Origin of the sequence: Cellulosimicrobium cellulans, from assembly GCF_016907755.1 — a bacterium.
Classification (GTDB): Bacteria; Actinomycetota; Actinomycetes; order Actinomycetales; family Cellulomonadaceae; genus Cellulosimicrobium; species Cellulosimicrobium cellulans_D.
Genome location: NZ_JAFBCN010000001.1, coordinates 2,526,777 through 2,542,211, shown reverse-complemented (window position 1 = coordinate 2,542,211; position 15,435 = coordinate 2,526,777). Strand labels below are relative to the sequence as shown.

The 15,435-nt window shown below is 76.1% G+C and carries 11 protein-coding genes; all 11 read right to left on the bottom strand.

Annotation, left to right across the window (positions count from 1 at the left end):
• Window positions 1–78 precede the first annotated feature (78 nt).
• Entirely contained in the window at window positions 79–3,495 is a 3,417-nt protein-coding gene (locus tag JOE63_RS10955; protein WP_204541310.1) for an AfsR/SARP family transcriptional regulator, read from the bottom strand.
• Between the two features lie 11 nt (window positions 3,496–3,506).
• Window positions 3,507–4,352 (bottom strand): formylglycine-generating enzyme family protein, encoded by an 846-nt coding sequence (locus JOE63_RS10950; RefSeq protein ID WP_204541305.1) that lies wholly within the window; start codon window positions 4,350–4,352, stop codon window positions 3,507–3,509.
• A 52-nt stretch (window positions 4,353–4,404) separates the two neighbouring features.
• Entirely contained in the window at window positions 4,405–5,073 is a 669-nt protein-coding gene (locus JOE63_RS10945; protein ID WP_374059026.1) for an NUDIX domain-containing protein, read from the bottom strand.
• Window positions 5,074–6,747, bottom strand: coding sequence for a CTP synthase (locus tag JOE63_RS10940; RefSeq protein WP_239577753.1), 1,674 nt, complete (start codon window positions 6,745–6,747; stop codon window positions 5,074–5,076).
• 76 nt (window positions 6,748–6,823) lie between these two features.
• Entirely contained in the window at window positions 6,824–8,470 is a 1,647-nt protein-coding gene (murJ, locus tag JOE63_RS10935) for a murein biosynthesis integral membrane protein MurJ (protein ID WP_307840032.1), read from the bottom strand.
• Entirely contained in the window at window positions 8,467–9,306 is an 840-nt protein-coding gene (locus JOE63_RS10930) for a hypothetical protein (RefSeq protein ID WP_307840031.1), read from the bottom strand. The genes murJ and JOE63_RS10930 overlap by 4 nt, the downstream gene beginning before the upstream one ends.
• A gap of 1 nt (window position 9,307) precedes the next feature.
• Complete coding sequence (locus JOE63_RS10925) at window positions 9,308–10,396, bottom strand: copper transporter (protein ID WP_204541302.1); 1,089 nt, start codon at window positions 10,394–10,396, stop codon at window positions 9,308–9,310.
• 121 nt (window positions 10,397–10,517) lie between these two features.
• The gene (gene steA, locus JOE63_RS10920; RefSeq protein WP_204541299.1) at window positions 10,518–11,705 is read right to left on the bottom strand and encodes a putative cytokinetic ring protein SteA; all 1,188 of its coding nucleotides are present in this window, start codon (window positions 11,703–11,705) and stop codon (window positions 10,518–10,520) included.
• Between the two features lie 6 nt (window positions 11,706–11,711).
• Window positions 11,712–13,466, bottom strand: a complete 1,755-nt coding sequence (gene recN, locus JOE63_RS10915) for a DNA repair protein RecN (RefSeq protein ID WP_204541295.1) — start codon at window positions 13,464–13,466, stop codon at window positions 11,712–11,714.
• A 2-nt stretch (window positions 13,467–13,468) separates the two neighbouring features.
• Window positions 13,469–14,461 (bottom strand): NAD kinase, encoded by a 993-nt coding sequence (locus JOE63_RS10910; RefSeq protein WP_087471864.1) that lies wholly within the window; start codon window positions 14,459–14,461, stop codon window positions 13,469–13,471.
• Window positions 14,458–15,435 carry a TlyA family RNA methyltransferase gene (locus tag JOE63_RS10905; protein WP_087471863.1) on the bottom strand — a complete coding sequence of 326 codons (978 nt, stop codon included), beginning with the start codon at window positions 15,433–15,435 and terminating at the stop codon, window positions 14,458–14,460. The genes JOE63_RS10910 and JOE63_RS10905 overlap by 4 nt, the downstream gene beginning before the upstream one ends.

Here is a 15,435-nt window from a genome sequence, read left to right as displayed (position 1 = left end):
CGCCTCAGGGTCGCACGGCGGAGGACGCGTCCTCAGCACGGGGTCGGCACCTCTCGGTGCCGGCCCCGTCGCCGTCCGTCAGGCGTCGTGCGAGCCGTCCCGGCCGGCGTCGCCCTCGGCCTCGTCGAGGAGTGCGAACCCCCGGCGTGCGAGGTCACCCCGCTCCAGGTCGCGGACCTCGGTCCGTGCCCGCTCCGCGACCGCCGCACCGGCGACGGCGGTCACCTGCGCCCACGCGTTCTCGTGCCGGAGAGAGGGCTGGTCCTGCCGCGAGCCCATCCGTTCCGCGAGCGCGACGAGCAGGGCACCCCGTTCGACGACGGCGTCCGAGGCGCCGCCAGGGGTGCCGCCCGCGCCCAGCACCGACCCGACCCCGAGCGCGAGGAACGACGTCCCGACGACCGGGTAGTCCACGAAGTGCGGGCGTGCCCGGTGCATGCCGAGCACGAGCGACCGCAGCTCGTCGGCGACCGTCGGGGTCAGCGCCGAGCCGGCGGTCGCGAGGCGCACGAGCCACGACGAGACGAGGAGCACGTACCACGGCGACCAGCGTGCCTCGTCGTCGAACGAGGCGGCGGCCTCGCCGTAGAGCGCGAGGGCCGCGTCGTCGTCGCCGTGCATCGCGGCGACCTCCGCCCGACCCATCGCGACGACGGACCGCACGTCGGGCGGGACGTCGGCGGTGCCGAACCCCGCGCCGCCCACCGTGCCGTCGAACGCCGCGAGCATCCGCTCGGCGCGCTCCGTCTCGCCGAGCGTCACCGCGGCCGACATCTCCACCCAGTCGAGCTGCTGCAGCGTCGCCGTCGCGCCGAGCGCCCGGAGATGGTCGCGCGCGGCCTCGGCCCAGCGCCCGACGTCCGCGGCGTCGCCCGCCTCGCTCGCGCACGAGGCGAGGAACATCGCCGTCGTGGCGCGCGCCGCGACGTCGCCCCGGGCGACCGCCCGCTCGTGCGCGAGCGCGCCCCACGAGCGCGCCTCGGCGAGGCGTCCCTCGTTCTCCGCCATCTGGGCCGTCGTGAACTCGGCCAGCATCGCGACGAACGCGTCGTCGTCGGCCCGCAGGCTCGCGAGCGTGGACTCCATCTCCTCGGCGCTGCGCACCGTGAGGAGCCGGGCGAACGCCCGGGTGCGCGGCCCGACGTCGGGACGGCGCAGGATCCGGCGCAGGCGCCCCAGCGCCCGGGCGGCGAGCTCGGGGCGCGCGAACGCCCCGGCGCCCGCGACGGCGGCGAGCGCGAGGGCCGCGGGCTGGACGTCCTCGGGCGGGACCTCCCAGCCGACGACCGAGTCGAGCACGACCTCGACGAGCCCGGCGGCCTGGTCCTCGATGCCGAGCAGGAGCCAGGACCCCATGAGCGCCGCGAACACCCGCACGACGACGTCGGGTCGGCCGTCCTGGACCGCCTCGCGGAGCGCGAAGAGGAGGTTCTCCTGCTCGCGCCGCAGGTCGGTCGCGGCGGCGGTCTGGTCGCCGCCGGCGAGCGCGTCCGCGCAGCGCGCCGCGAGCGCGGCGGCCCAGCGCTGCACGGCCTCGCGCGCCGCAGCCGTGGCACCCGCGTCCTGGAGCCGCAGGGCGCCGAACTCCCGGACCGTCTCGAGCATCCGGTAGCGCACGACCCCGTCGTCCTCGACGACCCGCAGGAGCGACTGGGCGACGAGACCGTCGAGCGCGTCCAAGGTTCCCCACGCGGGCGCACCCAGCACCGCTCCCGGGAGCGCGTCACCCGCCACGGCCTGCGCCGCCTCGGCCGAGAAGCCGTCCGGGAACACCGCCGCACGGCACAGCAGGTCCTGCTCGGTCTCCCCCAGCAGGTTCCAGCTCCACTCGATCACGGCCTCGAGCGTGCGATGCCGGTCGGGGGCGAGCCGGTCGCCCGAGCGCAGGAGCGCGAAGCGCTCGTCGAGGTGCCGTTCGACGTCCTCGACGCTCATCGTGCGCACGCGCGCCGCGGCGAGCTCGATCGCGAGCGGGAGACCGTCCAGGCGCTCGCACAGCTGGGCCACGACGGCGGGCGGGAGGCTCGCACCGGGTCGGACCGCGCGGGCGCGCTCGACGAAGAGGCGCACGGCGGGGCCGGTGCCGCCGTCCGCCCCCAGCGCGTCGAGGGGATACACGTGCTCGGCCGCGAGGCGCAGGGGCGACCGGCTCGTCGTGAGGACGGCCAGGTGCGGTGCCGCGCCGAGCAGGTCCGCGGTCCAGGCCGCCGCGCCGTCGAGGACGTGCTCGCAGTTGTCCAGGACGAGCAGGACGTCTCGCCCCCGTACGCGGTCGAGCACCTGCTCGCGCAGCTCCGGCGCGGCCAGGCGGTCCGCGAGCCGGCCGGTGCGTCCGGGCGGGGAGATCCCCAGGCCGTCCGCGAGCGCCACGACGACGTCCTCGTCCGACCGCACGCCGGCGAGCTCGACGACGACCACGAGGTCGACCGTCCCGGTCGCGGCCGCACGCCGTGCGACCTCCTGCGCGAGGCGCGTCTTGCCGAGCCCGCCCGGACCGAGGACCGTGACGAGCCGGGTCCGGGCGAGCGCGTCGCGCACGCGGTCGACGTCGTCGTCGCGACCGACGAGCGCGTCGGGCGCCGCGCGCACGCCGCGCACCTGCGTCGCGCGCCCACCGGTGGCCCTGCCCGTCGCGGGACGCGTACCTGCCCCGGAGGCCGCGGCGAGCGCGTCCGCCTCGCCGTCGCGTGCGGGCGAGCGTGCCGGGTCGCCCGCGCCGGGCGGGCGGTCGAGCAGGTCGGCGGCGAGCCGCTGCAGGTCCGGGGCCGGGTCCGTGCCGAGCTCGCGGACGAGCGCGTGGCGGACGCGCGCATACGCGGCGAGCGCCTCGCGCTCCCGGCCCGACGCCGCGAGAGCCGTCATGAGGTCGCGCGCGGCGTCCTCGTCGGTCTCGTCGCGGTCGAGCGCCGCGGTCGCGAGCGCGACGACCGTCTCCCGGTCCCCGGCGGCGGCCGCGGCAGACCGCAGCGCGACCGTGAGGCCGTCGTGCAGCCGCGTCGCCTCCACGCGCAGCGCCTGCCCGACGGGTCCGGGCACGTCGGCGCCCGGGTCCTCGTCGTGCCACAGCGCGAGCGCGCCGCGCAGGTCGGCGACGTTCCCCGTGCCGTCCTGGCTGCCCGCACCGGACCCACGGTGCGCGCCCGACCGTGCGTCGGCGAGCGCACTGCGGGCGCGGTCGAGGTCGCTCGGCACGCCGAGGGCGTAGCCGCCCGCTCGCGAGAGGACGGTCCCGGACGCGGTGTCCCGCCGGAGCCGCGACACGAGGCTCTGGAGCGCGGCGCGCGGGTCCTGCGGCGCGTCGAGACCCCACAGGTCCTCGACGAGCGTCGCCACGCCCAGCGTCCGGCCGCCCGCGAGCGCGAGCGCGACGACGAGCGCGGCCGCCCGCGACCCGCGCGGGGCGACGGGCGTGCCGTCGGATCCGGGGACCCGCACCGGGCCGAGGACGCGGACGAGCGCGTCCCCCGGCGGGGTCGGGGCGTCGGGTGCGGGCACGTCGACAGACCCTAGTCCTCGGCACCGACGGCACGGTCGGCACCGCCGGCGGAAGCCTCGGCAGCGGGCGGAAACGTCAACGGCGTCCACCCGAGCGGGAGCAGGCCGGGGACCTGCGCCCGGGCCCGGTCCGCCGCGTCCGACCACCCCTGGGCCGCGGGGACGCCCGGGTCGCCCACGGCGCCCCGCACGACCCGGAGCCCGACGTCCTCGATCCGCGCGTCGGGCGCGCTGCCACGACGCACCCCCGCGCGCACGCTCCAGGGCCGGTCCGCCCAGCCGCCGCCCCGCAGGCTCCGGTACTCGCCGTAGCGCGCCGTGTCGGCGTAGTCCCAGCACCACTCCCAGACGTTGCCGAGCGTGTCGTGGAGACCGAACGCGTTAGGGAGCCGTGTGGCGACGGCCCGGGGACCGTCGACGCCGTCGTCCGCGGTCCACGCGACGTCGCCGACCGGACCGTAGCGCGGGCCGCTCGTCCCGCCGCGGCAGGCGTGCTCCCACTCGGCCTCGGTCGGGAGCCGGTACCCCGCGGACCGCACGTCCCACCGCACGTCCCGGCCCTCGACCCGGTACGCGGGGTCCAGGCCCGCCACCCGGGACGCCGCGTTGCACCACAGCACCGCCTCGAACCACGTCACGCCGTGCACGGGGACGTCGTCGTCGACGGCCGGGCGGCGCCCGGGACGCGGGTGGATCGGGTCGGCGGCGAGGACGGACCGGTGCTGACCGACGGTCACCGCGGTGCGCGCGACGTGGAACGGCTCCAGGACGACGGAGCGTGACTCCCGGGTGCGCGCGTCGACGACGTCGAGCCGGCCGGCCGGGACGGGGACGAGGTCGGGAAGAGGAACACCCACGCCCCAGGACGCTACCCGAACCGGTGCGCAGAGCCCGGGAGCGCCGGTGGCGTCAGCCGCCGCGGCGCTCCGGCCACGGCGCGTCGGCCGGGCGCAGCGACGCCCAGCCGCCCGCGCGGGAGGCGGCGGCGGCGAGGATCCCGACGACGGCCGAGGGGTTGTGCAGCTCCCCCGCCAGGACGCCGCGCAGCGCCTCGTCGAGCGGCACCCACCGCAGCTCCATGTCGAGCTCCTCGGCCTCGCGCTCGAACCGCTCGTCGTCCGGGACGGGCGACAGGTCCCGCGCGAGGAAGACGCGCAGCGCCTCGTTCGAGCCGCCCGGCGTCGTGAAGTAGTCGACGAGGACGTCCCAGCGCGCGGCCTGCAGGTCGGACTCCTCGGCGAGCTCGCGGGCCGCGGCGAGCCGCCCGTCCTCCCCGACGACGTCGAGCAGGCCCGCCGGCACCTCCCACAGCTCGCGCCGCACGGGGTGGCGGTACTGCCGCAGCAGGAGGACGCGCTCCTGCTCGTCGAGGGCGACGATCGCGACCGCCCCGGGGTGGTCGAGGTACTCGCGCGTCACGCGGCCCCCGTCGCCCAGGTCGACGACGTCGGAGCGCAGGTCGAACACGCGACCCGCGTGCACGACCGTCGTCTCCACGACCGGGCGCGGGGCGAGCGCGTCGACCACGGGCGCCTGGCCCGACGTCCCGACCGACACCGCTCCCTGCTCGGCGGCCACTCAGTCGGCCTGGTTCTCGAGCGCGGCGCCGATGAGGCCGGTGAACAGCGGGTGCGAGCGCGTCGGGCGCGACTTGAACTCCGGGTGCGCCTGCGTGCTCACGTAGTAGGGGTGCACGTCCGCGGGGAGCTCGACGAACTCGACGAGCGAGGAGTCGGGCGACGTCCCGCTGATCACGAGCCCCGCCTCCTCGAGCTGCTTGCGGTAGGAGTTGTTCACCTCGTAGCGGTGGCGGTGACGCTCCGAGACGCGCTCCGACCCGTACGTCTTGGCGACGACCGAGCCCGGTGCCAGCGCGGCCTCGTACGACCCGAGACGCATCGTGCCACCCAGGTCTCCGTCGCCGCCGACGATCGCGAGCTGCTCCTCCATCGTCGCGATGACGGGGTGGGACGTGCCCGGGTCGAACTCGGTCGACGACGCGTCGTCGATCCCGAGCACGTTGCGCGCGTACTCGATGACCATCGACTGCAGGCCGAGGCAGATCCCGAGCGTCGGGACCTTGTTCTCGCGCGCCCAGCGCAGCGCGCCGAGCTTGCCCTCGATGCCGCGCACGCCGAACCCGCCCGGCACGAGGACGGCGTCGACGCCGTGCAGCGCGTCGTCTGCGCCGGCCGGGGTCTGGCACTCGTCGGACGCGACCCAGCGGATCGTGACCTTCGCGTCGTTCGCGAACCCGCCCGCGCGCAGCGCCTCGGTGACCGACAGGTACGCGTCCGGGAGGTCGATGTACTTGCCGACAAGTGCGACCTCGACCCGGTGGGCGGGCTGGTGCACGCGCTCGAGGAGCTGGCTCCAGCCGTCCCAGTCGACGTCGTGGAACGGCAGGCCGAGGCGGCGCACCACGTAGGCGTCGAGGCCCTCGGAGTGCAGCACGCGCGGGATGTCGTAGATGCTCGGCGCGTCGACCGCGTTGACGACGGCCTCGTTGTCGACGTCGCACATGAGCGCGATCTTGCGCTTGACCGGCTCGGGGACCACGCGGTCGGCGCGCAGCACGATCGCGTCGGGCTGGATGCCGATCGAGCGCAGCGCGGCGACCGAGTGCTGCGTCGGCTTCGTCTTGAGCTCGCCCGACGGGCCGATGTACGGCACGAGCGACACGTGGAGGAAGAACACGTCGTCGCGGCCGAGCTCGTGGCGCACCTGGCGTGCGGCCTCGAGGAAGGGCTGCGACTCGATGTCGCCGACCGTGCCGCCGATCTCGGTGATGATGACGTCGACGTCCTCACCGGCCTGGGCGCGCATGCGCGACTTGATCTCGTCGGTGATGTGCGGGATGACCTGGACCGTGTCGCCGAGGTACTCGCCGCGCCGCTCACGAGCGATGACCTGGGAGTAGACCTGGCCGGTCGTGACGTTCGCGGTGGCCTCGAGGTCGACGTCGAGGAAGCGCTCGTAGTGGCCGATGTCGAGGTCCGTCTCGGCACCGTCCTCGGTGACGAACACCTCGCCGTGCTGGAACGGGTTCATCGTCCCGGGGTCGACGTTGAGGTACGGGTCGAGCTTCTGCATGGTGACGCGCAGGCCGCGCGAGCGGAGCAGACGACCGAGGCTGGATGCCGTGAGGCCCTTGCCGAGCGAGGAGGCGACGCCGCCGGTGACGAAGACGTGCGCGGTGCGGTGCTCGGTGCGTGCGCCCGAGGCGTTGAGGCGGGAGGAGGGCCGGTTCAGGAGGTCTGCCACGGAACTCCATCCTAACAGCGTGCCCGACGACGGCACGCGGACCGGTGAGTGCGACGCACCACGTCTAGGTGGTCGGCTCGTCCTCCGCGGGCGCCCCACCGGACCGGCCACGGCGCAGCACGCCGAGCAGCGCAGCGCGGTCCCCCGCGAGCGACACCCCGACGACGACCGCCCCCGCCGCGAGCGCGGCGAGGATCCCGACCCCGACGGCGGGCAGCCAGCCCGCGTCGTCGGGCAGCAGCGCGCCCGAGACCGCCGAGCCCGCCAGCGCGCCGAGGGCCACGCCCACGGCGACGACCAGGAGCGTCCGCGGGACGCCGTGCGTCGCCCCGGGACCCGCGTGGCGGCGCGTCGCGAGGAGCAGGCCGGCGCCCGCGACCGACATGCCGACCGCGGTCGCCAGGCCGAGCTGGAACAGCACCCCGGCCTGGTCGCGCACGCCCGTCACGGCGGGCAGGAGGTACGCGGTCGCCGCCACGACGAGCCACCCTGCGGCGGTCACGACGACCGCGACGCGCTGGCGGTCGATCGTGTACAACGCGCGCGACAGGTGCAGGATCAGCGAGAAGCCGACGATGCCGACCGCCATGCCGGCGACCGCGCCCCCGAGGCCCGCGACCGATCCCTTGGCGATGTGCGCGAACACCGCCTCGACGGCCGCGGACGCCGCGATCAGAGCCGCGGCGCCCAGGCCGGCCACGACGATCAGCGTCCGCGTGGTCGTCGCGAGGAGGCGCCGGTAGGCGTCGTGGCGCGCGTGGGCGACGTGCTCGGCGAGCCGGGGGAACGCGCTCGTCGCGAGCGGGAACGCCAGCACGGCGTAGGGCAGCAGGTACACCTGCTGCGCGAACCAGTAGGTGGGGAAGGTCTGCTCCGGCCCGTACCGGTACGCGGCGCCCATGATGGCCAGCACGGAGACCTGCTGCGCGACGAGCGCCCCGATCCCCGCGAACGCCAGGTTGCGCGCGCGGACGGCCTCGCCGCCCGGGAACCGCAGCGTGGGGCGCAGCCGCACGCCCAACCGGTGCACGGGGAGGACGAGCGGCAGCGCGAGGACCGCGACGCCCGCCGTCGTGCCCCAGCCCAGCCAGGCGATGGCGTCGCCCGACAGCGCGGCGACGTCCGCCTGGTCACCGTCCGCGAGCCGCGCGAACACGAGGAAGACCACGATGACGGCGAGGCTCGACAGCAGCGGCGAGAACGCCTGCCAGAAGAAGCGCTTGTGCGCCTGCAGGACGCTCCCGAGCACCACCGCGAGACCGTAGAGCGGGACCTGGAGCGCGAAGACGCGCACGAAGGTCGCGGTGACGTCGACGAGCTCAGGGTGCTCGCTCATGAGGAGCCCGGCGATCGGCTGCGCGAGGAGGGCGAGGAGGCCCCCGAGCGGGACCAGCACGACGAGCGTCCAGCCGAGCAGCGCGGACGCGATGCGCGAGACCTCGGTGCCCGACCGGCGGACGATCGGCCCCGCGAGGAGCGGCACGACCGCCCCCGCGAGCGCGCCCCCGGCCGCGACCTCGAAGAGGACGTTCGGCAGGAGGTTTGCCGCCGTGTACGCCGAACCGACGCCCTCGGTGCCGACCGCGGCGGACTGCACGAGCGACCGCGCGAAGCCGACGAGCCGGCTCGCGATCGTCACGAGCGTGATCATCGCGGCGGCGCCCGCCAGGGTGCCCGTGGCGGCGCGCAGCCGCCCCGCCCGCGCGCTCACGCCGGGCGCCGGCCCCACGCGTCCACGCGCCGCAGCACGTCGTTGCCCTCGATGACCTTCGAGAAGCTCACCTTCTCGCTCGCGAGGGTCAGACCCACCACGCCCACGAGCGCGAGCCAGCGCACCGACCGGGGCGCCGCGAACGCGACCTGCGAGCCGAGCGCCGCCCCGAGCGCGTTCGCGCCGCAGTCGCCGAGCATGTCGCGCTCGCCCAGGTCACCGAGTGCCGCGGCGAGGGCAGCCCCGAGGACCGCGCCCGTCGTCGGGGCCGCGGAGGTGCCGATATGCGGCAGAGAGACCACCCCGGCGGCCTTCAGCGCGCGGCCCGGGCGCAGGTCCAGGAGGTTGAGCAGGTTGGCCGTGCCGGCCATGAGCGCGCCGTTCACGCCGACGTCCACGAGGTGGCCGAACGCCCCGCCCGTGCGCCGCGTCCCGATCGCCGCCGCGACGAGCGAGACGCCGCTGATCCCGAGGACCTTCAGCGCGCCCGTCGTCACCCGGCCCTCGGCGAGCGCGCCGAGGTGGCCGCGCAGTCCCTTCGTCCGGGTCGACGTGTCCTCCGCGAGGTCGTCGACGAGGCCGAACGCGCCCGCGCTCGCCGTGGCGAGGGCGACCGCGCCGCGCGTGCGGGCGTCGCCGCCCGCCGCGAGCGTCCCGGCGACGAGGCCGGCGGCGACCGCCGGGCCCTCGAGCAGGCTGATCGGCTCACCACGGTGGTTGGTCCGCGTCCAGCGCTCCGCGCCCCCCGGCGGACGCGACCCGGCCGAGCGACGCACCGCCGCGGTCACGACGGCGGCGACCCCCGCCGCGGCGAGGGTGCGCAGCGCGCGCGCCACGTCAGCCCTCCCCCGCGCCGGCGGTGGTCTGCTCGACGTCGGCGGTGCCGCCGTCCTCCGCGGTGTCGCCCGCCGCGGCGCCCTGGGCGCCCGTGTCGGACGACGTCGTGCGCGTCACCGGCGGGAGCTCGACGGCCGGCGGGAGGACCGCCGTCGCGCTCTCCTCGAACCCGAACTGCCCGACCTGGTCCGCGATCCGCGCGGCGAGGGCGAGCGGGACGTTGATCCGGCCGGGCTCCCCCTCGATCCCGCTCACGGTCGAGAGCGTCGCGGCGAGGTCCTCGTTCGCGCGGATGGTCGAGACGACGTCGCCGCTCACCGCCGTCGGGCCGGCGACGAGCGCCGCCTCGGCGACCTCCTGCGCGGCGACGGCCACCTGGACCTCGATGTCGACGACGTACGTGTCCGGCGCCGGCGCCTCCTCGCCCTCCGCAGCCGGGGCGGCCTGCTCGGGTGCCGGTCCGCCCAGCAGCAGGACGACGTCGGCCGGCAGGGTCTGCTCGGACACCACGTCCACGAGCGCGAAGCGCTCCAGGAGCGCCTCGAGCTCGATGGCCTCCGGGCTGCGCTCCTCGGAGCTCGCGGGCGTGGACCCGGTGAGCGCGAGCGCGAGCGCACGGGCGAGCCGCTGCTCGGGGGTCGCGTCCTGCGGGACCTCGCCGAGCTTCTCCCCGAGGCCCTCGGCCACGGTCTGCCGCGCGCTCTCCTCGTCCTGGTCGGTCCACGAGTCCGTCAGGCGGACGTGCCCGACGACCGACGCCCCCGCCGACTCGAGCTGCTCGGCGATCGCGTCGTCCCGCTCGTTGTCGGCCCCGTCGAGGTCGACGACGGCGACGCGACGGTCCTGGAGCGACCCCGCCACGAGCTGCGGCCCCGCCGCCTCGATGTACCGCGAGTCGTTGCCGAGCGTCACGTTCGCCTCGTCGAGCTGGTCGCGCAGCTCGTTGCGCTCGGTGCGCAGCTGCTCCACCTGCCCGGTGAGCTGGTCGCCGATGGCGCCCTGGAGCGGCCCGGCGCCGAGGATGATCCCGACGGCCAGGGCCAGGAAGACCGAGATCAACGAGACGATGTGGTACCTGAAGTCGATCACTGTGCGGTGGTGTCCTTCGGTTCGTGCTGCTGCGTGCTGGCAAGGTCAGGGTGCGCGGGAGCGCGGGTCGGACGCGGTCGCGAGCGACCCGCGCGGGCCGACGACGACGGCCCGGTCGGGGTCAGCCGCCGCCCGCGAAGAGCGACCCGATCCACGACCAGAGGTCGTCGAACCGGGCGCCCACGATCCCGAAGAACGTCTGGCCCGCCGCCGTCGACCACAGCGCCGCGACGACGGCGAGGAGCCCCGCGATCGACAGGAGCCAGAGCTGGAGGTTGGAGATCCGGTGCCGGTACAGGCGCGAGACGCCCTTCGCGTCGACGAGCTTGCCGCCGACGCGCAGCCGGGTGAGGAACGTGCTCGCCATGCCTGCACGGCCCTTGTCGAGGAACTCGACGAGGGTCGCGTGCGTCCCGACCGCGACGATGACCTCGGCGCCCTTGTCGTCGGCCAGGAGCATCGCGATGTCCTCGCTCGTGCCCGTCGCCGGGAACACGACCGGCTCGACGCCGAGCTCCTGGACGCGCTCCAGACCCGGCGCCTTCCCGTCGCGGTACGCGTGCACCACGACCTCGGCGCCGCTGCTCAGCGCGCGGTCGGACACCGAGTCCATGTCGCCCACGATCATGTCCGGCTTCCAGCCGGCGTCGAGGATCGCGTCCGCGCCGCCGTCCACACCGATGAGGACGGGCCGGTACTCCGTGATGTAGGGGCGCAGCGTCGCGAGGTCCTCGCGGTAGTGGTAGCCGCGCACCACGATGAGCACCTGCCGCCCGTCGATGGGCGTGCGGATGTCGGGGACGCCGACGCCGTCGAGCAGCAGGTCCCGCTCGCGCCGCAGGTAGTTCATCGTGTTCTCGGCGAACGACTCGATCTCGACCGAGAGGTTGGCGCGCGCCTCCTCGAGGCTGCGCGCGACGGTCTCCTCGCTCTGGAGGACGCCCTCGGCCACGAGGTCGTCGCCGAGGTAGACCTTGCCGCCGTCGAGCCGCAGCTCGCGGCCGTCGGGGACGGCCATGATCGCCGGGCCCAGGTCGTCGACCAGCACGATCCCGGCCTCGACGAGGACGTCGGGCCCGAGGTTCGGGTAGCGGCCCGAGACCGACTTCGCGGCGTTGAGGACGGCGGACGGCTTGGCCGCGACGAGGGCGTCGGCTGCGACGCGGTCGATGTCGACGTGGTCGATCACCGCGATGTCCCCCGGCTGGAGCCGCTTGGTGAGCGCCTTGGTGCGCGGGTCGACCTTGGCCGGGCCGAGCGTGCCGGACCCGGCCTCCGGCAGGGAGGCTTTGCGCAGAGTGAGTCTCATCGTGCCCTATCGTCCCACGACCGACGACTCCAGAAGCTCCACCGCGTGACGGCGGGCCGCGTCCGAGTCCTCCTGGCCGGAGAGCATCCGCGCGAGCTCGCGGACGCGCTCGTCCCCCGTGACCTCGCGCACACCGGTGACCGTGACCGCGGTCGCCGCGTCGCCGTCGTCGGACCCGTCCCCCGGACCGGTGTCCGACGACTTCGTCACCACGAGCTGGACGTCGGCGAACGCCGCGACCTGCGCGAGGTGCGTCACGACGACCACCTGCGCGCGCGTGGCGAGCGACGCCAGCCGGCGCCCGACCTCGACCGCCGCCTTGCCCCCGACGCCCGCGTCGACCTCGTCGAAGACGAACGTCGGGAGCACCTGCCCGGTGCCGTCGACCGCCGCCGTCGCGAGCGCCACCTCGATCGCCAGCATGACGCGGGAGAGCTCGCCGCCCGACGCGCCCTTGCCGAGCGGGCGAGTCGGCGCCCCGGCGTGGGCGACGAGCGAGAACGTCACCACGTCGACACCCCACGGGCCGGGCTCCTCGGCCCGAGCGACGTCGACCACGAGGCTCGCACCGCCCATGGCCAGCCCGCGCAGCTCGTCGGTCACCGCGGTCGCGAGCTCTGCCGCGGCACGCTCGCGCGAGGCCGTGATCGCGGTCCCGAGGCGGTCCAGCTCCGCGTCGAGCTCGTCGCGGCGCGCGGTGGCGGCGTGGAGCCGCTCGCCGCCGTCGTCCAGGTCCAGGAGCCGCAGCCCGGCGTCGCTCGCCCAGGCCAGCACGTCGTCGACCGTCTCGCCGTAGCTGCGCGTCAGCGTGCCGAGCTCGGCGAGGCGCGCGTGCGCGCTCTCGAGCCCGGCGGGGTCGGCCGCGAGGTCCTCGACGTAGCCCGAGATCTCCGTCGCGACGTCGGCCAGCACGTAGCCCACCTCCGCGAGCCGCTCCCCGAGCCGGGCGAGCACCGGGTCCGTGCCCGCGACCGCCTCGAGCGCGCGCCGCGCCCGGTCGACGGACACGACCGCGTTCTCCTGCGGCTCCGCCGCCTCGTCACCGGCCACGGCGTCGTGCGCGAGCTGGGCTGCGACCCGCAGCTCCTCGACGTTCCCCAGCCGCGCCACCAGGGCCGTCAGCTCGACGTCCTCGCCGAGCTGCGGGGCGACCCGCTCGACCTCCGCGAGCCCGAGGCGCAGCAGCTCGGCCTCCCGGGCCCGCTCGCCCGCCCGCGTCTCGATGTCGTCGATCTCCGCCTGCAGCGCCGACCGCTCGGTCCACGCGTCGCGGTACTGCGCCAGCAGCTCGGCGTGCGGTGGACCGGCGAACGCGTCCAGCGCGACCCGCTGCCGGCTCGCGGTCCGCAGCCGGAGCTGGTCGGACTGGCCGTGGACCGTCACGAGGTCGTCGGCGATCTCCGCGAGCACGCCCTGCGGGACGCTGCGCCCGCCGAGGTGCGCGCGAGAGCGGCCCTCCGCCGCGACCGTGCGCAGGATGACGACCGTGCCGTCGTCGTCCACCTGGCCCCCCGCGTCGTCGACCCGCTGCGCGACCGCGGGACGGTCGGTGACGCGCACACGACCTTCGACCACCGCGCTCGCCGCGCCCGGGCGCACCGTCGCCGGGTCCGCCTTGCCCCCCATGAGCAGGCCGAGACCGGTGAGCACCATGGTCTTGCCCGCGCCCGTCTCGCCCGTGATCACGGTCAGGCCCGCCCCGACCGGGACGCGGGCCGACCGGATGACGCCGAGGTTCTCGATCGCGATCTCCTCGAGCACGCTCACTCCTCCTCGTCCGTGGCGTCCTGGTCCTCCGGCACCCTGCCTGCGTCCGCGGCCGCCGCGGCGGCGCGCTCCGCCGTCGTCCCTGCCGTCGCGGCGACGCTCGCCGCGCGCTCGCGCCACCCGACCACAGGGAGCGAGAACTTGGACACCAGCCGGTCCGTGAACGGTGCCGTGCTGAGGCGCGCGAGGCGCAGGGGCGTGTCGGAGCGCCGCACCTCGACCCGCGAGCCGTTGGGCAGGTCGATGCGCCGCCGGCCGTCGCACGTGAGCACGCCCGACGACGCCGAGTCCGGCAGCACGTCCACCGTGATCGTCGAGCGGGGGCCCACGACGAGCGGTCGCGCGAAGAGCGCGTGGGCCGCGAGCGGCACGACGAGCACCGCGTCGACGTCCGGCCACATCACCGGCCCCCCCGCGGAGAACGCGTGCGCGGTCGAGCCGGTCGCGGTCGCCGTCACGACGCCGTCGCACCCGAACGACGACAGCGGGCGGCCGTCGACGCCGAGCACGACCTCGATCATGCGCTCGCGCTGCGCCTTCTCGACCGTCGCCTCGTTGAGCGCCCAGCCCACGAGCGGCTCGGGCTCGCCCGGGAGGAAGGCGCGCACCTCGACGATCGTGCGCTCCTCGACCGTGTAGTCGTACGCCGCGAGCCGCCCCACGGCCGCGCGCAGGTCCTCGCGCTCGCTCTCGGCGAGGAACCCCACGTGCCCGAGGTTCACGCCGAGCAGCGGCACCCCCGTCCCGTGCGTGAGCTCGGCGGCACGCAGGATCGTGCCGTCGCCGCCGAGGACCATGACGACCTCGGACTCCGCGACGCCCTCGCGCGCCCGCGTGCGCGCCATGTGGTCGCCGAACCTCTCCGCGAGGTCGTCGTCGTGCAGCGTCACGGTGAACCCGGCGCGCTCGAGCTCGGTCACCGCCTCGTGCAGCGCGACGACCGCCTCGGGGCGGCCGCCGTGGGTCACGATCAGCACGCGTCGCGTCACGGTGCTCCTCCAGTCAGGGGTCGGTCGGGCGTCGTGGCGTCGGGCGTCGTCCTCGGCCCGTCCGACGCCGCCGGGGCGACGAGGACGACGGGCGGCGGGCCGCCGTCGGGCACGGGCTGCCACGCCACCGCCGCGGCGGCGGCGTCCTCCAGCGCGGAGTCGTCGAGCACGGCGCCGTCGGCGCGGCCGGGGTCGCCGGCCCGCAGCCACCAGAAGTACTCGCGGTTCCCGCTCGGCCCGGGCAGCGGGCTCGGCACGACGGCGAGCGGGCGCAGCCCGACGACCGCCGCGTGCCGGGCGACCGCGGCGACGACCTCGGCGTGGAGCGCCGGGTCGCGCACGACCCCGCCGCTCCCGAGGCGTTCCCTGCCGACCTCGAACTGCGGCTTGACGAGCAGGAGCAGGTCGGAGCCCGGGCCCACCACCCCCGCGACGGCGGGAAGCACCATCGCGAGCGAGATGAAGGACAGGTCGCCGACGACGAGGTCGGGCACGGCCCCGACGTGCTCGGGAGCCAGGTCGCGGACGTTGAGCCCCTCGTGCACCTGGACCCGCGGGTCGGCGCGCAGGGCCGGCACGAGCTGGTCGTGCCCGACGTCCACCGCGACGACCTCGCGCGCACCCCGGCGCAGCAGGACATCGGTGAACCCCCCGGTCGACGCCCCGAGGTCGAGGCACCGCGCGCCGTCGACGGCGGGCGGCCGCGGCGGCGCGCCGGCGCGGTCGAGCGCGTCCAGCGCGTCGAGCACCCCGGCGAGCTTGAACGCGGCACGCGAGGCGTAGCCGGGGTCCGCCGGGTCCGGCGTCACCGCGAGCAGGTCCTCCGGCCCGACGGCGGTCGAGGGCTTGGTCACGACCGTCCCGCCGCGCGTCACCCGGCCCGCGGCCACGAGCTCGGCGGCCTGCCGGCGCGACCTCGCGAGCCCGCGCCGGACGAGCTCGCCGTCGAGGCGGGCACTCGTGCGATCGGCCAC

Excerpts from the sequence above, each read along its gene's own strand:
- steA (WP_204541299.1), bottom strand. The coding sequence starts at position 11,705 with ATGAGACTCACTCTGCGCAAAGCCTCCCTGCCGGAGGCCGGGTCCGGC.